Origin of the sequence: Endozoicomonas acroporae, from assembly GCF_002864045.1 — a bacterium.
Taxonomy (GTDB): domain Bacteria; phylum Pseudomonadota; class Gammaproteobacteria; order Pseudomonadales; family Endozoicomonadaceae; genus Endozoicomonas; species Endozoicomonas acroporae.
Window position 1 is genome coordinate 1 of the sequence record NZ_PJPV01000051.1, and the last position, 20,218, is coordinate 20,218.

The 20,218-nt window shown below is 50.0% G+C and carries 19 protein-coding genes; 12 read left to right on the forward strand and 7 right to left on the reverse strand.

What is annotated here, in order from left to right:
* Window positions 1-204: 204 nt before the first annotated feature.
* Window positions 205-792, forward strand: a complete 588-nt coding sequence (locus tag CX664_RS09055; RefSeq protein WP_101746421.1) for an AAA family ATPase — start codon at window positions 205-207, stop codon at window positions 790-792.
* Between the two features lie 296 nt (window positions 793-1,088).
* Here CX664_RS09055 and CX664_RS09060 read toward each other — a convergent pair whose 3' ends face one another.
* The gene (locus CX664_RS09060; RefSeq protein ID WP_180966438.1) at window positions 1,089-2,318 is read right to left on the reverse strand and encodes a hypothetical protein; all 1,230 of its coding nucleotides are present in this window, start codon (window positions 2,316-2,318) and stop codon (window positions 1,089-1,091) included.
* 473 nt (window positions 2,319-2,791) lie between these two features.
* On the reverse strand, window positions 2,792-3,565 hold the full coding sequence (locus CX664_RS09065; RefSeq protein ID WP_101746440.1) for an exodeoxyribonuclease III: 774 nt from the start codon (window positions 3,563-3,565) through the stop codon (window positions 2,792-2,794).
* A 563-nt stretch (window positions 3,566-4,128) separates the two neighbouring features.
* Here CX664_RS09065 and pyrE point away from each other — a divergent pair.
* From pyrE to CX664_RS09095, 6 genes are all read left to right on the forward strand, one after another.
* Window positions 4,129-4,806: an orotate phosphoribosyltransferase gene (gene pyrE / locus CX664_RS09070; RefSeq protein WP_101746423.1), complete on the forward strand. Its 678-nt coding sequence runs from the start codon at window positions 4,129-4,131 to the stop codon at window positions 4,804-4,806.
* A gap of 152 nt (window positions 4,807-4,958) precedes the next feature.
* Window positions 4,959-5,498, forward strand: a complete 540-nt coding sequence (locus CX664_RS09075) for a (2Fe-2S)-binding protein (protein WP_101746424.1) — start codon at window positions 4,959-4,961, stop codon at window positions 5,496-5,498.
* A complete protein-coding gene (locus CX664_RS09080; RefSeq protein ID WP_101746425.1) occupies window positions 5,495-7,750 on the forward strand; it encodes a xanthine dehydrogenase family protein molybdopterin-binding subunit in 2,256 nt (751 codons plus the stop codon). Before CX664_RS09075 ends, CX664_RS09080 begins: the two co-directional genes overlap by 4 nt.
* A 79-nt stretch (window positions 7,751-7,829) precedes the next feature.
* Window positions 7,830-8,831 carry an XdhC family protein gene (locus tag CX664_RS09085; protein WP_101746426.1) on the forward strand — a complete coding sequence of 334 codons (1,002 nt, stop codon included), beginning with the start codon at window positions 7,830-7,832 and terminating at the stop codon, window positions 8,829-8,831.
* Window positions 8,755-9,444 carry a nucleotidyltransferase family protein gene (locus CX664_RS09090; RefSeq protein ID WP_101746427.1) on the forward strand — a complete coding sequence of 230 codons (690 nt, stop codon included), beginning with the start codon at window positions 8,755-8,757 and terminating at the stop codon, window positions 9,442-9,444. Before CX664_RS09085 ends, CX664_RS09090 begins: the two co-directional genes overlap by 77 nt.
* Window positions 9,410-9,676 carry a hypothetical protein gene (locus tag CX664_RS09095; RefSeq protein ID WP_101746428.1) on the forward strand — a complete coding sequence of 89 codons (267 nt, stop codon included), beginning with the start codon at window positions 9,410-9,412 and terminating at the stop codon, window positions 9,674-9,676. Before CX664_RS09090 ends, CX664_RS09095 begins: the two co-directional genes overlap by 35 nt.
* 60 nt (window positions 9,677-9,736) lie before the next feature.
* On the opposite strand, the gene slmA is transcribed toward CX664_RS09095, so the two are convergent.
* The 4 genes from slmA to coaBC form a co-directional block, all read right to left on the reverse strand.
* Window positions 9,737-10,327 carry a nucleoid occlusion factor SlmA gene (slmA, locus tag CX664_RS09100; protein WP_101746429.1) on the reverse strand — a complete coding sequence of 197 codons (591 nt, stop codon included), beginning with the start codon at window positions 10,325-10,327 and terminating at the stop codon, window positions 9,737-9,739.
* An 8-nt stretch (window positions 10,328-10,335) separates the two neighbouring features.
* A complete protein-coding gene (gene argB / locus CX664_RS09105; RefSeq protein WP_101746430.1) occupies window positions 10,336-11,238 on the reverse strand; it encodes an acetylglutamate kinase in 903 nt (300 codons plus the stop codon).
* A gap of 166 nt (window positions 11,239-11,404) precedes the next feature.
* The gene (dut, locus tag CX664_RS09110; protein WP_101746431.1) at window positions 11,405-11,860 is read right to left on the reverse strand and encodes a dUTP diphosphatase; all 456 of its coding nucleotides are present in this window, start codon (window positions 11,858-11,860) and stop codon (window positions 11,405-11,407) included.
* A 38-nt stretch (window positions 11,861-11,898) separates the two neighbouring features.
* A complete protein-coding gene (gene coaBC / locus CX664_RS09115; protein WP_101746432.1) occupies window positions 11,899-13,149 on the reverse strand; it encodes a bifunctional phosphopantothenoylcysteine decarboxylase/phosphopantothenate--cysteine ligase CoaBC in 1,251 nt (416 codons plus the stop codon).
* Window positions 13,150-13,282: 133 nt separating this feature from the next.
* Here coaBC and radC point away from each other — a divergent pair, with 133 nt between their 5' ends.
* Together radC and malZ are read left to right on the forward strand one after the other, a co-directional pair.
* Window positions 13,283-13,951 (forward strand): RadC family protein, encoded by a 669-nt coding sequence (radC, locus tag CX664_RS09120; protein ID WP_101746433.1) that lies wholly within the window; start codon window positions 13,283-13,285, stop codon window positions 13,949-13,951.
* A gap of 91 nt (window positions 13,952-14,042) precedes the next feature.
* On the forward strand, window positions 14,043-15,896 hold the full coding sequence (gene malZ, locus CX664_RS09125) for a maltodextrin glucosidase (RefSeq protein ID WP_101746434.1): 1,854 nt from the start codon (window positions 14,043-14,045) through the stop codon (window positions 15,894-15,896).
* A 43-nt stretch (window positions 15,897-15,939) separates the two neighbouring features.
* Here the strand turns inward: malZ and yihA are convergent, their stop codons facing one another.
* Entirely contained in the window at window positions 15,940-16,605 is a 666-nt protein-coding gene (yihA, locus tag CX664_RS09130; protein WP_101746435.1) for a ribosome biogenesis GTP-binding protein YihA/YsxC, read from the reverse strand.
* A 513-nt stretch (window positions 16,606-17,118) separates the two neighbouring features.
* On the opposite strand from yihA, the gene CX664_RS09135 reads away from it, so the two are divergent.
* The 3 genes from CX664_RS09135 (at window position 17,119) to CX664_RS09145 (ending at window position 19,722) form a co-directional block, all read left to right on the forward strand.
* Window positions 17,119-17,724: a c-type cytochrome gene (locus tag CX664_RS09135; RefSeq protein WP_101746436.1), complete on the forward strand. Its 606-nt coding sequence runs from the start codon at window positions 17,119-17,121 to the stop codon at window positions 17,722-17,724.
* Window positions 17,725-17,898: 174 nt separating this feature from the next.
* Window positions 17,899-18,684, forward strand: a complete 786-nt coding sequence (locus tag CX664_RS09140) for a thiol:disulfide interchange protein DsbA/DsbL (protein ID WP_101746437.1) — start codon at window positions 17,899-17,901, stop codon at window positions 18,682-18,684.
* Window positions 18,685-18,846: 162 nt separating this feature from the next.
* Entirely contained in the window at window positions 18,847-19,722 is an 876-nt protein-coding gene (locus CX664_RS09145; protein ID WP_101746438.1) for an endonuclease/exonuclease/phosphatase family protein, read from the forward strand.
* Window positions 19,723-20,218 lie beyond the last annotated feature (496 nt).

Here is a 20,218-nt window from a genome sequence, read left to right on the forward strand (position 1 = left end):
CGGCTATATGCCGGGTTCTTAAGTAGCTGGCCATATGGAATCGAATATTTCTGGCTACTTGGGCTGGTACTATGCGAGGCACAACGGAGGGAGCATAGCCGTAGCTATGTGACCGGAGTTGTAACGAAGCAGAGTGCCAGCACAAGGAGTCAGAAATATATGATTTCATATGGTTAGCTACTTACTCTGTAACAGGTCAGCAGTATGATTATTGCACTCATTGGTTCCCATGGAACGGGTAAAACAACGCTCTGTAACGCTCTGGTGAAAGAGCTTGGGAGTGAATGGTCGGTGTTCACCGACTATTACCGAAAAATCGCAAAACATCTGAAGTATAAGACGCCCCGTGACGCAATAGTTGAAGATCAGGCAATCCGTCAGGTGACTTCCACGGCTATGGCTGGCTCAGCACTGGGTGCCATGCTTGAGTGGACAGAAAATCTGCAAGGTCATGGCATTATCGATACAGGTCCTCCCTCATTACTTGCCTACCATCGATATTGGCTGAAAATATGCGAGACCCCTATCAGCCCTTATATGCTCAAGCTGGCCAACGCCATTAGCCAGAAAATTGATGCTTACTGCTATCTGCCAACAGGAAAATTTGCACTGGAGAGTGACGGCATTCGCAGTGACGATATCATTTTCCAGAAAGATATTGATCAGTGGGTACTGTGCAACACCGTCGATCCTGGAATATCTGAAAAAAAAATCCTGATGATGGAAAGTACTGATATTGAAAAAAGAACCGACGAATGTATCCAGATGATCCAAAGCTTCATCAGAAAATAACAGTACATTAATCTTTTCTTAATTAATTGATGAAATATCCGGGCTAGTGCTTGGTTTCAATGAGTTTGACGGGTTGTCGTGCCTCCGCACTCCATTCGTCCTGAGCCTGTCGAAGGGCGGAAACTCCGAACTCTGATAGATCGTACCAAGCACCCTTCGTCCGTGCATCCTGATCGGAGCCGAAGGACGCTCAGGGTGAACGGAGATTGTACACTTCAAACCCATTGAAACCATGTACTAAAGCCCGGATCAACTTCACGAACACTCATTTTACGACAAAGTACCCAATGCTCTGTTTACTCTGTCGGGCGGGCCATTTTACTGGAATGCGGAAGAGTATCATCACTTTTTGCTGGTCGTTTTCGAGTATCGTTGCCTGAGTTAGCTATAAAGCCCGGGCCTGAACTGCTGCCAGGTTGGTTATTCTGGTGATACTCCGGGGCGTATTGAGGGGTAAGCTTGAATTTCTCACAAACCCATGGGTTATTAATCATCCTGAAAAAGTTGGTATCCGGTACATACGTCAGTTGTTTACCGCACTCTTTGACCAATGCTTCCATGTTGTTTGATGTTTTTATGTACGATAAAACCGATAAGATCCTGCTGCTTTGCGACCAGGCATGCAATAAACTTTCCGAAGAGATCTCCACCTGCTGGATTTTCTGATCCCGTTTTGCAAGTTGATGCACATTCAGGCAGCCAACAATTATAGAAGACAGCGCTTCTGGATCCAGGCCTGAAGACATCAGGCTCGCCCTGAATTCAAATGCGAACTGCAAATAAAACAGACATGCCTCAGGGCCAGGTATGGGCATTTGGGCGTGGCGATGGGTCAATGCTGTTCTGAGGATTTGTTTGTCACCAGCTGCCAGCATGCCAGCAGCGCGTTTATCGTCCAGCATCATACTGACCAGCTCTGAGTCAGGGTCGGTCATTTGTGCCAGTACCCGGGTCATTTTTGCCTGCAGGACACCCCGGATTTCCTGTACGCCAGATTCATCCCCCGGAAGCACTCTGTTAGCCTCAATATCGATGATTGTTTGTGGGGAACTCAGGTCGAATAGTTGGGGTGCCGGGGGGTATAGACCCAGAGCATTCTGATAGGCTAACTGATGTCTGAACAGGTTGAGGGCTTGAGTTGTTTTTTCCGTGGCTGCATCGTTAACAAAGAGTGTCTTGTTTTTCAGAATATAGTTCTTGACCGCAGCTTTCCGGTCACTGCTCAGGTTTTCGTACGGGATGGTGATTCGCGTTGTTTCATAAACCAGGTTTTTCTTCAGACGTTTCGATGCTTCTATATTCCATCCCTCTACCATCAGAGTTTCCAGGCTGTTAATGCACTCACCCAAATATTGAAGGCCTCCTCCTTCCAGCCTGCCCTCCGTTTTACCGATAGGCATTTGCACATTAATGGCCGTGGCGATGGCACATTCGGCAATAAATCTTTTACCCTGCTCTTTGGCAATGCATTTGGACAAGCCATATTTAGCCAATAAGGTAGTCTCAATCAATGGAAAATTAATCAATGACGCATTTGTTCTGATAATTTTGATTTTTCGGGACAACTCCTCCTGGCATACTTTCGTTCTTTGGTGAGGAAAACAGGTGTTGTATAAATAACGGGGAGCAATAAGTTTCACCTCCTTTCCAAGGTGATTGATAGTACTTGTTTCTGTTTGCGTGGCTACATCCCGAGTCTGAACGACAGGACAGAATGACTGAGCGGGTTTGGGGTGAATATTCATGGCAACCAGCACTCCTGAATTAACCTGCCAGCAGTTTTTAACTGTGCCATTGACTGTGTGTCTATTTAAAAAGTTCCATACACAACGGGCTGCAAATCGACATATTGCAGAGTGATTGGTCAAACCAGATACTTTATTCTTTTTTATTCACTAAAAATGAAAAAAGGAGATTGCCAACGTCGTTGACTCTCTCCTTTTTCAGCAATGTTCCCATCTACCCGGAAACAAAATGATGAATCAGGTTCAGAAAATAGTCAGAACCCCAGCTCCCAGTCATAATCAATGATGACCGGTGCATGGGATGAGAAGGCCTGACCCTTGTAGATACCGCCATTCAGCACGCGGTGACGCATGCCCGGAGTGATAATCTGGTAATCAATGCGCATGCCAACATTGTCATGGCGCAGATACTCATCTTGCCACCAGCTGTACTTGCCCGCCTCCCGGTCAACCTCACGGTAAGCATCAAAGAAGCCCATATCACCCAGCAAACCTTCCATCCAGCCACGCTCCGCCTGATTGAAACCTGAGACCTCCTGGGCATCACGCCAGTTGGCCACATCAATCTTGCGGTGTGCAATGTTCCAGGTGCCACACATAAGGAACTCACGACGCTTACGACGTTGTTTGCTTAAGTGGTGGGAATAGCCATCCAGGAAACGGTACTTGAAATTCAGGTTTTCTTCAGTGTCACCTTCCGGCACGTACAGGCTGACAAGACTGATCTTGTCAAAGTCTGCCTGAAGGTAACGGCCGGTTTCATCAACCTCAGGAATACCAAGGCCACTGATAATAGCCTTGGGAGCATGACGGGTATAGATGGCTACACCACCTCGCTCAGCCCTGTTGTAACCACTGAAAGCATAACCAAAGTAGCCATCAAGAAAATACTGATCCTCAATCACCTGCTCGTCTTCACGGGTATCCTGCAGACAGATAAGGTCAGCATCCTGCTCCAGGAGCCAGTCAAACAGGCCTTTTTCCCGTGCGTTTTTAATGCCTTCGCAATTTAAACTGATAACTCTCATCGAATACACCTTACCAGGCCGTTTACATGCTCTGGCATTAAGCTTGTTACCTCGGCAAGACAGTAACCGGAAAAACAGAAACTGAAGACCTGCAAAACCATTTGAGCAAATCTCAGCCTGAGCAGCAGTTGCTTTGATCAAGATGAACGACGGCTAAAGTCTAAGCTTTTCAAGGATACAGTTACTCAACCGGGATTAACCCTGCATCAACTGTACGACAGAGTTGGTAAGAGCCCTCACCCCTATTATAAGGCATGATTAACATTCTTATGGTACGGTTGAACACAGAAATTTCTGGATTATATCGGACAAATGATAACGGGTCGCCTCCCGTATGTTTATCCGCATAAATCCGGTCTCTTCTACAGCAGCCTGCAGTTCTGACGAAGTGACACCTGACGGTTTCCGTAATTTCACACCTGCTGACCGGGATGCAACCAATATTATAAATTGCACAATATCTCTGAAATAACACCTCACACAGGGGATTTAGGGTCGTATATTGGTATAAGATCAGCCCTTGAGTCCGGCACTACGGGCATATAGCGAACAGGACCCTCCCGATGCATCAGTACCAAAAAGAATTTCTGGATTTCGCCATTGAGCAGCAGGTGCTCCGTTTTGGTGAGTTCACCCTGAAATCCGGAAGAAAATCTCCCTACTTTTTTAATGCCGGGTTATTCCATAGTGGTGAAGCCATCAGCAAACTCGGCCAGTTTTATGCCTCTGCCATGGTCAATGCCGGGCTTGCATTTGACCTGCTGTTTGGGCCCGCCTACAAAGGCATCCCCCTGGCTACTGCGACCGCCGTCGCATTGTTTGAAAAGCATAACCGGAATGTGCCGTGGTGCTTCAATCGCAAGGAGGCCAAAGATCACGGCGAAGGAGGGAATATTGTCGGTGCGCCCCTGGAAGGGCGGGTCGTGATTGTTGATGATGTTATCACGGCAGGCACAGCGATTCGTGAAGTGATGACCATTATTGAGCAAACGGACGCGACACCCGCAGCCGTTGTGGTCGCCATGGATCGTCAGGAAAAAGGGCAGGGGGAGTCTTCAACGCCAGGAGAGCCCGCAACGCTAAAAGAGCTTTCTGCTATCCAGGAAGTGGAGCGTGATTTCAATATTCCGGTGTTGAGTATTGTTTCCCTGTCTGACTTGCTTGAGTATAGTGAACATCATCCGGAGATCCGCCGGTACGCACCGGAAATTAAAGCCTATAGAGATGCCTATGGGGTATGAGGTCGTCCTTCATACTGTTTGTTAAAGTGCGACCGTAGCCAATCTGGCTGCGGCGCAGGATCCATAAAAATATAGAAATATTGACGACAATCGTCTTCTGACAAAAAAGTATTTTAGCTAATAAGAAACTGACACGGCCGGGGGAGGCACACGTGATTAGCTTTAAGTTAAATGGACAAACGGTAAATGTCGAGGCACCGGGAGATACACCGTTGCTCTGGGTGGTTCGTGAACATTTGACCATGAAAGGCACAAAATTCGGTTGCGGTATGGGCTTATGTGGTGCCTGTAGCATGCTAATCGATGGTGTGAGTACCCGAACCTGCATCATGCCGGTTCAAGCCGTGGCCAATCGACATATCACCACCATTGAAGGCCTTGGTAACCCACAAATGATGTCCACTTTGCAGAACGCCTGGGTTGAAGCCGACGTTCCCCAGTGTGGCTATTGCCAAAGTGGGCAAATCATCAGTGCTACCGCATTGCTGAGCCAGAACAACAACCCCAGTGACAGCGATATCGACATCGCCATGAGCGGCAATATCTGCCGATGCGGCACCTATCCCAATGTAAAAAAAGCCATCAAAAATGCAGCGGCAGATTTAAGAAATGGCAAAGGCCGTTTGCAAGCGGTTCAGGTATTTGATCCAACGGCAACTGCATCACCGGAGACACAGGAGGTGCAATCATGAGTGTCACTGAACAACCACTAACGCAAAACAAACAGACATTAGAGAACAGCTCCCGCCGTAGCTTTCTCAAAAAAATGGGCATTGTCGGTGGTGGTTTAGTGGTGGGAATTCCACTGACGGGCTGTGCCAGTGTTAAATTTCCCAATGCCATGGACGGTGATTTGCAACCCAATGCTTTGCTGCAAATTACCGCCAATAATGACATTTATTTTTATCTTCCCCGTTCCGAAATGGGCCAGGGCGTGTACACGGGCCTGACCACCATGCTGGCGGAAGAACTCGACGTTCATCCGGGTAAAATCCAGGTTAAAAACGTTGGCGCTCATGAAGAATATGCAAACCCGGAATATGGACTGCAACTGACCGGTGGTAGCAACAGTATTCGCGTGCATTTTATTCCGCTGCGGCAAATGGCGGCCAATGTTCGTATGGTTATTCGACAGGCGGCCGCACAAGTACTTCAACTGCCGCTGGATCAAATTCAAACGGATAACGGCATGATTGTCGCCAATGGTAAAAAGCTGCCTTACGGTGACTTTACCAAAGTGGCTGCTCATTTGAGTCTTCCTGAAGAGACACCGCTCAGGAAAAAAGCAGACTTCAAATACATTGGTAAACACTCAAAACGTTTGGACGCCGTAGCGAAAAGCACAGGCTCAGCGGAATTTGGTCTGGACGTGGAGTTTGCTGGCCTGCACCGGGCGGCATTAAAACGCTGCCCCGTATCGGGTGGCACCGTGAAAAGCTTTGATGATAGCAAAGTGAAAAGCCTGCCCGGCGTCAAAGCCGTGGTCAGCATCTTTAACGGTGTGGCCGTGGTGGCGGATCATTACTATCAGGCAAAAGCCACCTTGCCTGTGCTGGACGTACAATGGGAATTACCGGAGACCCTGTCTGACTTTTCCAGTGACTCCACTGAAGCAGGCAACGGCAAACAATTATTTAAAGCAGCATTGGATAGCGATGAATCCGATAATGCACACAAAGAAGGCAACGGTCGTGAGGCATTAAAAACCTCTGATACGGTTGTGTCCGGAGAGTATTGGGCCCCCTACCTGGCCCACGCCACAATGGAGCCGATGAATTGCACGGCGAAATTCACCGGTAATAAATTAGAAATCTGGACAGGCTGCCAAAACCCGGGTGTTGCTGCCAAATTAGCCGCCTTTTACGGTGATGTAGCAAAAGACGATGTCACTGTTCACAGTACGTTCCTGGGAGGAGGGTTCGGACGTCGTATCTCAAGCGATTATGTTGCAGAAGCCGTTTCCATAGCCAAAGCATCGGGTTTTCCGGTGCAACTGATCTGGAGCCGTGAAGACGATACAAAACGCGATTATTATCGTCCTGCATCCATGGCTGAATTTCAGGTTGGCCTGGATAAAGACGGTAATATTGACAGCTGGAACGTTAAGCGCTCCGGTCCAAACATCCTGCCCTATACCATCGACGAAGTGACCGATGCCATGATGCCGGGATTCCTGCCGGATGGCATGGTTGATTGGATCAGTAAAGCGGGTTATGGCCTGTTTGACGGCTGGACGGTCGATCCTACGTCCGTAGAAGGTTTATTCGAAGATTATGATGCCAACCATAAATCCGTTGACCACGTGACGGTTGATCCGGGGCTACCGGTAGGTTTCTGGCGCAGTGTTGGTCACTCATTCAGTGGCTTTTTTAAAGAAAGCATGATGGATGAAGTGGCCATTTCGCAACAACAAGACCCTGTCACCTATCGCCTGAAACACTTAAAAAGTAATCCTCGACTGGCGAACACGCTAAAGCTGGCAGCCGAAAAAGCGGGATGGGGAAAACCCTTGCCTGAAGGTCACTATCACGGCGTAGCCGTTCATGCTTCGTTCCTGTCTTACGTGACTCAAATCGCAGAGGTATCGGTGAACAACGGCCAGATTAAAGTTCACAAAGTGACCTGTGTGCTGGATTGCGGCTTGGCGGTTAACCCTGAAATCGTTATCCAGCAAATGGAAAGTGGCATTCTGTTTGGCTTAACCGCTGCCCTTTACGGTGAGATCACCGTTAAAGACGGTGCAGTGGTACAAAGTAACTTCCATGATTACCCGATACTGCGAATGAATGAATCACCAGATATTGAGGTGATCATTGTAGAGAGTGATGAAGCACCAACGGGTGTCGGTGAACCCGGTTTACCACCCATTGCCGGTGCCGTGGGCAATGCCATCTTTGCCGCAACGGGTAAGCGTTTAAGAAGCTTGCCTTTTAAACTGAGTTAATTTGAGTGTGGTGCTTCGTCCCTAGGAGGCTGTCCGAGGGACGAAGACCCGTTATGTGCAAGGGTTTAATTAAAACAATATGCAAGGTTCACAATTAGAAGTATTAAATGGTTGTTTATCCTGCCTTGTGCAAGGCGAGAACATTACCCTCGTCAGTGTGGCTAAAACCTGGGGTACTTCCCCCCGCCCGGTAGGCTCCCTTTTAGCGGTAAGTTCTTCTGGTCGTTTTTTTGGCAGTGTCAGTGGCGGTTGTGTTGAAGAAGATTTGATCGAACAGCTAGCCCAACACCCGGTCAGATTTGTACAAAAAATCATGTACGGAGAAACGGCTGAAGAGCGTCACCGTTTTGGATTACCTTGCGGCGGTGCTTTAGAACTGATGGCGGAACCTCTCAATGACATTAAAGATGTTAAATGTCTGATTGATCATATTGCAACCAGAAAAACCTGCTTAAGAAAGGTAAGCCTTGAAACGGGTCAGGTGACTTATCTTCCCTGGCAGCAACAGGCACCCGAGCTGTCACCAACCCACTGGCAAAACGTATTTGGCCCAACCTGGCGATTAATGGTGATTGGTGCCGGTGAAACTGGCCGATATCTGGCTGAATTTGCCCAGGGCCTTGGGTTTGAAGTGTTGGTTAGTGATCCCAGGCCTGATTACCGGAGCAACTGGCCCTTACCAGACTTACCGCTGTTACAAGGTTTTCCTGACGATATCATTCAGGATTTAAACGTGGATGTTCGTACAGCCATTGTCGCCGTCGCCCATGACCCGAAAGTAGACGACATGGCGTTACTCACCGCCTTAAAAAGCGATGCCTTCTATGTTGGTGCCCTTGGCTCAAAACTCAACAACCAGGAACGCCGCACACGCCTCAGGGAGCACTTTGATTTCAGTGAAGCTGAAGTTAACCAACTCCATGGCCCGGTGGGATTAAATATCGGCAGTAAATCCCCGGCTGAAATTGCGCTGTCTATTCTTGCTGAAATCACAGCCATTAAAAATGGCATACAGCCTGGTAAAGCACTGGAAAAGAAAGAAGATCAAATCAGTCAGACGGCCGCCTGTGACATCCGTTAGCATTGCCGCATCGAACCCTGGCGAGAAAATAACGGCGGTTATTTTAGCCGCCGGTAAAGGTACGCGGTTTAACGGCCATAAAATGATGCATGATATTAACGGCATCCCTATGGCCATCCGCAGTGCATTGAATGCTCAGCCCCATGTTCATCACGTTTTAGTTATTGTCAGGCCTCAGGATCACCGCCTTAAACGTGCATTGGATAAATACCGGCTTGCCTACACGGACAACCCTGATTTTGCACAAGGTATGAGTTCTTCCATTGTGCAAGCCATTGACCATATTCCTGACGATCAACATATCCTTCTCTGCCTGGGAGACATGCCCCACATCGAACCTGATACTTACCAGTGCCTTATTGCAGGTTTTAGAAAACATGAATTCAAGAAAATCATCAGGCCGATTTATCAATCTGAAGATCCGATCCCGGCTCATCCCGTGTTATTTCCGGCGTTTCTTCAGGCAGATTTGAAATTACTCAGTGGTGATGCAGGCGCTAGATCTATCCTTAAGATCCACCAGCCGATTTTGCTGGAAACATCCGACGAAGGCGTGATCAAGGATATTGATTATTGCCATGGACTGGAACCTCGATCACAGTGGCTCCTTTGACACGTTCTTTCAGAAACTGGGAACGCTTGCATCGGAAAAGAGTTTTGGTACCTGGCAGCTCAGCAATAACCAGATCATCTTTTCGATTCGCCGGAAACAGGAAAAAGATGCCATTGGTGACGAGGAAAGCAGACGCATCGCAGAGGAAAAGCGAATTCAGGTGATTAAAGCAACAAAGAGTGAACTGCAAATTATTATGAATGGCAAAGCCTTCAGCTTATACCGGTCATAACGGAATCGTTGGTCAGGTATCCGGTGCCTGACCATGGCCAGACACCAGGAAAACCAGAACTTATCTGAACGCCAACGCAGAAAGAATTTGCCACTGATCCGCCCAGTTTTCCGTGGGCTTGCGCTTGAATTCACTGCGAACATACTGGGCAATACGGCCTTCGGCAGCAGCCAGCATCAGATTTGCAGTTACGCTGACGGTCAGCCGGGGTCGCACACCTTCCTTGATTTCCGCTTCACGTAACGTCTGCTTGAGTTGTGTCTCCAGACGGTCAAACAGCTGAGTCACACGCTGGCGCAACCGCTCGGTCTCACCAGCCAATGCATCCCCGGTCAGGATACGGGTCAAGCCGGGGTTTTTCTCACAGAAGCCAATCAGCAACAGCAGGATCTTCTCACACCGTGCAGTCACATGAGGCTCTTCAGAAAGAATCAGCGAGATTCGGGAAAACAGCGTCTCCTCAATAAACTCGATCAGCCCTTCAAACATTTTTGCCTTGCTCGGGAAGTGACGGTACAGGGCCGCTTCGGAAACACCCACCGCTCTGGCCAGGGCCGAGGTGGTAATCCGGTTCCCCGGAGCCGTCTCCAGCATATGAGCCAGGGCTTCCAGAATCTGCTGCTTGCGAGAAATTTTCTGAGACATATCCATTATGAGTACTAAACACTATCTCCGGTTATCAGGGTGCCCACTCCCCGGTCAGTTAACAGTTCAAGCAGAACGGCATGTGGCACCCGGCCGTCAATGATGTGCGCTGTTTTTACACCGCACTTCACGGCATTAAGCGCGCATTGTATCTTGGGAAGCATGCCGCCATAAATAGTTCCATCAGCAATTAATGCTTCGACCTGCTCTGAGTTCAGTCCGGTCAGCAGGTTGTCATCCTTATCCAACAGACCTGCCGTATTGGTCAGTAACAACAGCTTTTCTGCCACCAGCTCTTCGGCCAGGCGTCCGGCGACCAGGTCGGCGTTGATATTGTAGGAGGCACCGGCATCATCCACCCCGATAGGCGCAACCACCGGAATAAAGTCGGAGTTTTGCAGCATGGTGATGATGTCGGTATCGATGGATTCCACTTCGCCCACCTGACCAATATCAATAATCTCCCGCGCGGTTATTTCCGGGGTCATCTCGGTCACCAGCAACCGTTTGGCACGAATAAATCGACCATCCTTGCCGGTAACACCAACAGCCCGCCCGCCATTGTTGTTGATAAGTGTCACTATCTCCTTGTTAACCAGTCCGCCCAATACCATCTGTACCACATCCATGGTATTGGAGTCAGTGACTCGCATGCCCTGCACAAACCGGCTTTCGATGTTCAGTCGTTTCAGCATGTCGCCTATCTGTGGACCGCCACCGTGAACCACCACAGGATTAATACCCACCGCCTTCAGCAAGACCACGCCCTGGGCAAAGCTGTTTTTCAGTTCGTCGTTTTCCATGGCATTGCCACCGTATTTAACGACGACGGTCTTACCGGCGTAGCGTTGCAAATAGGGCAGTGCCTCGGTCAGAACCGTGGCGATTTCCTGAGAGGATAAAGCAGGCTTATCCATGACTCCTCCTGCGGAGCTCTAACTGATTGAGCATGGTGTCAGGGCCTGTTGACGTTTCGTTGCGGGCTCAATTTGAACTGGCAACGTAACATCAACAGGCCCTGGTTATTTTTTATTGGTGGAGGCCTGGCACAACCAGCCAGGCCCTTGAGACCAAAAGTCGTAATCAGTGGGTTCCGGAGTGCCCAAAGCCTCCGGCACCACGGTCACTCTCGTCAAAGCTTGTCACAATCTCCAGTCGGGCCTGAACCACAGGAACCAGTATTAACTGGGCAATACGCTCCCCCGGCTGAACCGTGAACGTGGTATTTCCCCGATTCCAGCAGGAGACCATCAGCTGCCCCTGGTAGTCAGAGTCAATCAGTCCCACAAGATTACCCAGAACGATGCCATGCTTATGACCCAGGCCGGAGCGGGGAAGGATCATCGCCGCCAGGGACGGGTCTTCAATGTGGATGGCCATACCGGTAGGCAGCAACTGGGTTTGACCCGGCTCCAGGGTCATCAGTTGATCAAGACAGGCTCGCAGATCAATACCTGCTGAGCCTTCTGTGGCGTATTCCGGCAATGGAAACTCTGTGCCCAGCCGTGGATCCAGAATACGGGTTTTCAGTGTTCTCATGTCGTTTAATTCCCTGTGTATTTACCGTGAAATGCCTTTCAAGGCTGTTCAACTGTCTCAGTTTTGGGCTGTTGGCTTTTCCACTTTCTGAAACGGCGGGCAACAATCTGCAGCAGCTTGCGGGACACCACTTTTTTCGATGCTCTTGGTAATGGCTCTTCCAGCGCTTCGCCGATGACGGTGACTTCGTTGCTGTCGCTGCTGAAGCCAATCTCCCGGTCACCCACATCATTGGCCACCACCAGATTCATCTTCTTGCGGCGCATCTTATCCGCAGCGTAGCCCAGCACATTGTGCGTCTCTGCGGCAAAACCCACCACAAAGGGCGGTGTGTCCAGAGCAGTGACCGAAGCAATAATGTCGGGGTTACGCACCAGTTTAATCTCCAGGGTTTCACTGCCATTGTCAGGGTCTTTCTTGATCTTTTCCCGGGCAACCTCGGCAGGGCGATAGTCACTGACAGCAGCACAACCGATAAAGATATCAATCCCCTCCATCTGATCATGAACTGCCTGGTGCATATCCCTGGCACTGACCACATCCACCCGCCGGACCCGATCCGGCGTGTCCAGATTCACCGGGCCACTGATAAGGGTTACCGTTGCCCCGGATGCAACCGCCGCTTCGGCAATGGCAAAGCCCATTTTTCCGGAACTGTCATTGGAAATATACCGAACCGGATCAATATCTTCGCGGGTGCCGCCAGCGGTGATCATGATATTCACCCCGGTGAGAATATCATGGCTGAACAGCCCCGATGTTTTTTCCACAATCAGCTCAGGGTCGAGCATCCTGCCCGGGCCGATATCACCACAGGCCTGGCTGCCATCGCCCGGGCCAAACAAATGGATATTCCGATCCAGCAGCTCTTCGCAATTTCGCTGGGTCACACTGTCACGCCACATCCCCTGGTTCATGGCCGGTGCCAGGCAGATAGGTGCACTGGTGGCCAGGCACAAAGTGGTTAACAGATCATCCGCATGGCCACCGGCCAGTCGTGCAATAAAGTCAGCCGTGGCAGGGGCAATCAGAACCACATCCGCCCAGCGGGCCAGTTCGATATGCCCCATGGCCGCTTCCGCCCCGGTGTCGAGCAGATCCAGATGCACCGGGTTATGGGACAGTGCCTGCAGGGTTAACGGGGTAATAAACTCACAGGCGGCACTGGTCATGACCACACGGACATCAGCCCCCAGTTTGGTCAGCAGACGAATCAGCTCTGCACTCTTATAAGCAGCAATGCCACCGGTAACACCAAGAACAATGCGTTTGTTACTTAGCTGTTGCATAGGTTGCAAATTTCCTCAGGGAATTAAACCGGCAATTTTTTGTCTGAGTAGTCAGGAACCGCACAGAACGCCATGGGCTACTCACCATAAATCCGCTCCATCATAGCAGTGAATAGCTGACGGTATAACCACCATAAAAGCCCGGAGTCATCATTTGCTGCCAAGAGAAAAGATACTGGCTATGGGCCCTTCAGCCCTCACTGAAGCGGAGCTATTGGCACTGCTGTTAAGAACGGGTTGCCAGGGTATGAACGTGATGGAACTGGCCAGCCATCTGCTGGAACAGTTTGGTGGCCTGGAAAAACTGCTGACCACCCGCCATCAGCATCTTATGTCCGTTAAAGGCCTTGGGCCTGCCAAGGCTACGCAGCTCAGCGCTACCCTGGAGCTTTGCCGAAGGGTACTGCGTGAAAAGGTAGCCAACTCCGATGTTATCTCCAGCCCGGAGTCAACTCGGGAGTACCTGCAGCTGCACTTCCAGGGTCTTCAGCGGGAGCAGTTTGCCTGTCTTTTTCTGGATACCCGACACCGGGTTATTACGCTGGAAACACTCTTTCAGGGCACCTTGAACACAGCCACCGTTCATCCCAGGGAGGTGGTGAAGCAGGCGCTGGCGTTGAATGCAGCATCACTGATTCTCTGTCACAACCACCCATCGGGCGATCCTGAGCCCAGTCAGGCTGACATTCGCATTACCCAACGGTTAAAAGAGGCGTTGCAACTGGTGGATATTCAGGTGCTGGATCATATGATTGTGGGACAGGGAAAGATACTATCCATGGCGGAACGTGGTCTGGTTTAATCCATATTTCTCTGCTCCCGGGCCACATTGATTGATGCTGAAGCACTGATAAAACCAATTCCATGGAGTCAAACAAGTGGGTGAATGTCGTATGAAAGCACCATTTATGTACCACGGGCAGGATCACCGTTGGGTTGTCCCTTCTGATACTTCACTCACGGTTTATCTTGTGACCGGGTCAGATTTTCAGCCTGAAGCGTTGCATGTCCGCTGCGAACCAGACAATGAAGAACAACTCATTCCGATGGAGCTATCTCAAGACGCTGGACGGTTAACCACCTGGCAGGCCACGATTCCCATCAACCGGGATAAGGCGACAACGGTCTATTGTTTTAAAGCGATCACAGCAGAGAATCAGTGGTGGCTTCATGGCGCAGGTCTGTCAAAGCGCATGCCTGGTCAGGAAACACTGTTTCGTTTTAACTCAGAGTATCAGCCACCGGAGTGGGTAAAACATCAGGTCTTCTATCAGATTTTTCCCGACCGTTTTGCCAATGCTAATCCCCGGATCAGTGTCACCACCAATGAATACTGTCTGCTGGGTGAGGAAAAGCCAACCATTGCCAAATCATGGGGAGATTCTGTCTCAGAACATGGAAAACAGGGTGCCTGTGAGTTCTTTGGTGGCGATCTCAAAGGTATCCGTGACAAGCTCAATTACCTTCAATCACTGGGTGTCACTACTCTCTATCTGAATCCGGTCTTTGCCGCCCCCAGCAATCACAAGTACGACACCACCGACTACCTCAATATTGACCCACATCTTGGCACCAATGAGGAGTTTGCAGAGCTGGTGAACGATCTTCATCAGCGGGGCATGAAGGTGGTGCTGGACGCGGTATTCAACCACACCTCCCTCAACCACCCATGGTTCGACCGTTTTCACCAGCGGGATGATGGTCAGGGGGCCTGGCAGAACCCCGGGTCTCCCTTTCGTGACTATTACCAGTTTGACGGCAACTCCGAAAACTACATTGGCTGGAAGGGCATCCATACCCTGCCAAAACTGAACTTTCTCAATCCTGAAGTCCGCAGCTATTTTTACGCGGGTGACAACTCAGTCATTCGCCACTGGTTGAGACAGCCTTACGGTATTGATGGCTGGCGCTTTGATGTTATTCACATGCTGGGAGAAGGGGAGGGCGCAACCAACAATGCTCATTACGTCAGGGCATTTCGGGCATCAGCCAAGGCCGAAAATCCACAATGCTATGTACTGGGCGAGCACTTTTTTGAAGCAACCCAGTGGCTGCAAGGGGACCAGGAAGACGGGGCAATGAATTATTACGGCTTTGCCCACCCCGTTCGGGCTTTCTTTGCCAATCTGGATATTGCCTTCGCCCCCTGTCGTATTGAAGCAGACGAGTTTGCCGGATGGTTGATGGAAGCCATGGCAAAAATTCCCTGGAGCAACCAGCTCTGCCAACTTAACCAGCTGGATAGCCACGATACCATGCGCTTTCTGACCATGGTTAACGGCGATGAGGCAACGCTACGCTGTGCCCTGATATTTCTGTTCTGCTGGGCCGGTGTCCCCTGCCTCTATTACGGGACGGAAGTCGCTCTGGAAGGTGGGCATGACCCGGATAATCGCCGCTGTTTCCCGTGGGAAAGGCTCGATTCCCGGCAGGATATGGTGGACTTTATCAAGCAGCTGACATCCCTGCGCAACCAGTCTTCAGCGTTGCAGTCAGGCAGTGTGCAGTGGCTTTATGCACAAGGCGATGTGATTGCCTTTGCCCGCTGTCTGGATGGTGAGCGGATAATCTGTGCAATAAACCGAGGAACCACACCGAAAGAGCTCTCTATACCGATTTGGCAGACGGGTCTCGAGCAAGGATGTTTTTCGTCTCTGATAAATAAGGAAGAGGGCATTGATGCTTCAGGTGGCACCCTTGAACTGACTCTACCCGCTAAGTCAGGAGAGATTTTGGTTCAGGTTTAAGTCCTCCATAATCGGGAGGACAGCTTGCCATGCTCAGCAGGGATTAATCATCAGACGCCATGTGCTCGTCATCCTGATCGTCATAAATGTCATCGGGCTCAGGTGCAAGAAACCACTCATCCAGTTTCATAGAGAGCTGATCAACACCGGTTTTCTTGAGCGAAGAGAATAACTGAACACTCACCTGCGGGAATCGGGACAGATCCTTTTTGAGGCTGTTCAGAGCCTGTTTGGCGGCCCCCTGTTTCAGTTTGTCCGCCTTGGTGAGCAGTATGTGCAGCGGTAAGTTTGCACTTACACTCCAGTTAAGCATCATCTGATCGAACTCTTTCATCGGATGACGAATATCCATCAACAGCACCAAACCAACCAGCGCCTCGCGACGCTCCAGATAATCGGTCATGTGATGCTGCCACTCTTGCTTCATGGCTTCAGGCACTTTGGCATAACCGTAGCCCGGAAGATCCACCAGAAAGACACCATCCTGCACGTCAAAGAAGTTGATGAGCTGGGTTCTTCCCGGCGTCTTACTGGTACGAGCCAGCTTGTTGGACCCCGTCAGCGCATTCAGGGCGCTGGACTTTCCTGCATTAGAGCGACCTGCAAAGGCCACTTCACGACCTTCATTCTCCGGACACTGGCTCAGCCTTGCCGCACTCTTGTAAAAAGAGGCCTGGCGGTAATTTAATGAAGATCTGGTATCACTCATGGGGTTTCATCTATTCCAGTAATCTTTGCTGATTGCCAATAAGTAGTTAACCAAATGAAATCATATATTTCTGACTAAGTTGTCAGTCACTCTGCGGCGTTGCAACTCCGGTCACATAGCTACGGCTATGCTCCCTACGTTGCGCCTTGCATAGCAACTGCCCACTTAGCCAGAAATATACGATTCCATTTGGCCAACTACTTAAGCCGGTGATAAATAAGCACGGGACTCAATAAATCACGTAAAAGAAATCAGCAAACGGGCAATGGGAGCCTGTCCGACTCCCGGGTATCACTTCCAACGGATCGATATCGCTCTGCCTGTACCGGTCGCCGGTTGAGTAGTTTATACTATCGTCGTTCAAGGTACATGCCGTCATGTCACCTGATGCTGAAGCAGACAGAAAGCAGATGCGAATCTCTGTATGGGTCTTGTTTCGCTAAACAATAAAAGCTGTCAGGTCTGATGAATAATAACAGCCATTTGAGGCAAACGCCGTAACTGGGTCAGGTAATGAAAAAAGTCATTCTCACTCTGGTAATTTCTTTGGGGATAACGGGCATCGCCTTTGCCAAAGGCGATGCAGCAGCAGGCAAGAGCAAAGCGACGACCTGTGCTGCCTGCCATGGTGCTACAGGGATCAGTCTTGCTCCAAACTGGCCAAATCTCGCCGGTCAGGGGGAGCGTTACCTGATCAAACAGATCACTGAAATCAAGGATGGCGCACGCTCTGTGCCAGAGATGATGCCCTTCGTCAGCGCTCTGACCTCGCAGGATATTGCTGACCTGGCGGCTTACTTTGCCAGTCAGCCTGCCCCTCAGGGAGCAACAGACGCCAAGTATGTCACATTGGGTCAAGCACTTTATCGCGGTGGGGATGCCAAGAAAGGTATTCCGGCCTGCTCCAGCTGTCACTCTCCCACGGGTAAGGGTAACTTCCTGGCGGGCTTCCCCTTACTGGCGGGCCAGAATTCAGAGTACACCGCCAAGCAGCTGCGCGATCTTCGTGAAGGTGATCGAACCAACGATGGTGACACCAAAATCATGAGAACCATTGCCGAGAAGATGAGCAATAAAGAGATCGAAGCGGTTTCTCACTACATCAGCGGTCTTCGTTGATCGTTTTTTTTCCCTGATCACTGACAGAAGTCTGAGCTTTACCGGCTTCTGTCATTTTCCTCTCATCCAGACCTGCCTGCTTGATCAGACTTCCTTTTCGTCAGATGCTGGCGTAATGTGTCGTCTATAAAGCGCCATATCCCTGAATAACAATGAAAAATAGAGGACTCTCGTATGATAAAAAAAACGAAGGGTATATTAGGTATCGCTGCATTCCTGGGAATCGCCACGGTCGCAGCGAGTTATCTGTTCAGTGATACCCAACACAGTCAGGAAGTGACCGTTACTCAAAATACCCCGGTAGCTCAGGCCAGCACGACCACGCACTCAGCAGCCGGTGATACCTCTTCAGCATCAGTCATCATTCAATCCGGTACACCGCAATTATTTCAGCCAGGCCAGCACTATCGGGTTTTATCCAATCCGGTCACCACCGATGCCATACCGGAGAAAGTGGAGGTGGTCTCCATTTTCTGGTACGGATGCCCCCACTGTTACGCACTTGAGCCCAGGATTGAACGGTGGCAACAGACCTTGCCTGGTGATGTTGAGTTTATTCGAACGCCCGGTTTCTTCGGCCCTAACCTTTGGCAGACCCATGCCCGGCTTTACTATACTGTGCGCAATTTGGGACTGGAAGAGCAGGTTCATGCCGGTATCTTCAGTGAAATACAGAACCGCCGAAACCAGCTCAAGGACAGTGAACAAATGGCCGAGTTCCTGAATCGGGAGTTTGGTGTTGAACCTGAAGCGTTTAATAAAGCGTTCAAGGGTTTTGGTGTCAATAATCAGCTGCAAAAAGCCTTCTCCAAACTGAAAGGCTACAGGTTGTCTGGTGTACCCGCCATCGTGATCGATGGGCGCTATGTGGTTGAGCCCGGGCTGGCCGGATCACTGGCTAATATGCCGGTGATTGCCGACTACCTGATCCGGAAAGTTAAACAGGATCGAAAAGGCTAGGAGGCTCCTGGAGACATTGCAGCAGTGGTTAAATGTCATACATTATGGCTTTTAACCACTTTCATTTGGTCAATCATCGATCCTTCTTTGCAGGAAGTCGGATAAAAGGCCTGTAATATCTGTCTATCTGTTTCCCTTGTCCATTTCTGGCGGTAATGCACTATGCCCATTCGAACCCTTACAGGTGCCATTCGACGACGTTTACACCGGCAGCGTTGTCAGTACCGCTCCGGGCATATTCATCACTCAGCACCGGGCGGATCCCCCCGTCAGCTCAACAAAAAGACCCTCAAGCTGCTCAGCTTTAATATTCAGGTGGGCATCAATACGCAGCAATACCGCCATTATCTGACCCGCAGCTGGCAGCATATTCTGCCTCACGCCAAACGCCAGGCGACCCTTGACCGGATTGCCAGCGTTCTTCCTGACTTTGACCTTGTTGCCTTGCAGGAAGCCGACGGTGGCAGTATTCGCAGCAGCTTTATTAACCAGACTGAATACCTGGCCCTAAAAGGACACTTCCCTTACTGGTATCACCAGATCAACCGCAACCTTGGCAAGCTGGCACAACACAGTAATGGCTTTCTTAGCCGGTTTGAGCCTCTATCGCTGGAAGACCATAAACTGCCCGGACTGATTCCCGGCCGGGGTGCCATTGTCGCCCGCTTTGGCAACCCTGAGGAGCCTCTTACGGTGGTGATGATGCATCTGGCCCTGAGCAAAAGGACCCGAAATATCCAGCTCTCCTATATCCGTGATATTGTGCAGCACAATCAGCATGTGGTGCTGATGGGGGATATGAACACCCATGCGGATCAATTACTCAATGACTCACCGCTGAAAAATACATCCCTTCATGCGGCACACTGGGGGCAAAATACCTTTCCCAGCTGGCAACCCAAGCGTTCTCTGGATCATATTCTGATCAGCCCATCCCTGATTGTTAATCGATTTGGCGTTATCGATATGCCCATCACGGACCATTTGCCGGTATCTGTGGAAATCCGGGTGCCTGATTCCGTATTGAGCAAAGTGTGATTCATCGAAATATGGCTGAAGCTTCTCAGGCTTTGTTGGCAGGGTATATGAGCAATGCTGGTCGACGACCACAAGGTAGGAAAAAATAAAAAAGGCCCGATTTCAAAGGGGGAAGTAAGGAGGGAGATATCGGGCCTCGAAAAAAAAGCCATCACTGTTTCAGTGAAGGGGAGTCATTCCAGAAGGTGCATCTTACCTGACACACACTATTTGCCTATCAGTAAAAAACCCGCACCGGGTACGTAATGAATCTTGGCTCCTCGTCCTTTAGTGTGGATTTCCTTATGAAATATCTGAGAGAATTCGGGCTCTTTTTACCTCATCAGAAGTAGTATCCAGCCATGGATGGAAATCAGGTTTTTATACTCGGCCTCGGCTTACAATTTCCCTGGAAACTGGTTAGCCAGCATCTGGATACTTCAACCAAACCCAGTGTGCTCACACTTAATGTAGCTGCTGATCGTGGTAGTCTCTACCCTTGTCCCTGCTGTGGCAA

Excerpts from the sequence above, each read along its gene's own strand:
- CX664_RS09065 (WP_101746440.1), bottom strand. The coding sequence starts at position 3,565 with ATGAGAGTTATCAGTTTAAATTGCGAAGGCATTAAAAACGCACGGGAA.
- yihA (WP_101746435.1), bottom strand. The coding sequence starts at position 16,605 with ATGAGTGATACCAGATCTTCATTAAATTACCGCCAGGCCTCTTTTTAC.
- CX664_RS09140 (WP_101746437.1), top strand. The coding sequence starts at position 17,899 with ATGATAAAAAAAACGAAGGGTATATTAGGTATCGCTGCATTCCTGGGA.
- argB (WP_101746430.1), bottom strand. The coding sequence starts at position 11,238 with ATGGATAAGCCTGCTTTATCCTCTCAGGAAATCGCCACGGTTCTGACC.
- CX664_RS09090 (WP_101746427.1), top strand. The coding sequence starts at position 8,755 with ATGGCATACAGCCTGGTAAAGCACTGGAAAAGAAAGAAGATCAAATCA.
- dut (WP_101746431.1), bottom strand. The coding sequence starts at position 11,860 with ATGAGAACACTGAAAACCCGTATTCTGGATCCACGGCTGGGCACAGAG.
- slmA (WP_101746429.1), bottom strand. The coding sequence starts at position 10,327 with ATGGATATGTCTCAGAAAATTTCTCGCAAGCAGCAGATTCTGGAAGCC.
- pyrE (WP_101746423.1), top strand. The coding sequence starts at position 4,129 with ATGCATCAGTACCAAAAAGAATTTCTGGATTTCGCCATTGAGCAGCAG.
- CX664_RS09085 (WP_101746426.1), top strand. The coding sequence starts at position 7,830 with ATGCAAGGTTCACAATTAGAAGTATTAAATGGTTGTTTATCCTGCCTT.
- CX664_RS09135 (WP_101746436.1), top strand. The coding sequence starts at position 17,119 with ATGAAAAAAGTCATTCTCACTCTGGTAATTTCTTTGGGGATAACGGGC.
- malZ (WP_101746434.1), top strand. The coding sequence starts at position 14,043 with ATGAAAGCACCATTTATGTACCACGGGCAGGATCACCGTTGGGTTGTC.
- CX664_RS09080 (WP_101746425.1), top strand. The coding sequence starts at position 5,495 with ATGAGTGTCACTGAACAACCACTAACGCAAAACAAACAGACATTAGAG.
- coaBC (WP_101746432.1), bottom strand. The coding sequence starts at position 13,149 with ATGCAACAGCTAAGTAACAAACGCATTGTTCTTGGTGTTACCGGTGGC.
- CX664_RS09095 (WP_101746428.1), top strand. The coding sequence starts at position 9,410 with ATGGACTGGAACCTCGATCACAGTGGCTCCTTTGACACGTTCTTTCAG.
- CX664_RS09145 (WP_101746438.1), top strand. The coding sequence starts at position 18,847 with ATGCCCATTCGAACCCTTACAGGTGCCATTCGACGACGTTTACACCGG.
- CX664_RS09055 (WP_101746421.1), top strand. The coding sequence starts at position 205 with ATGATTATTGCACTCATTGGTTCCCATGGAACGGGTAAAACAACGCTC.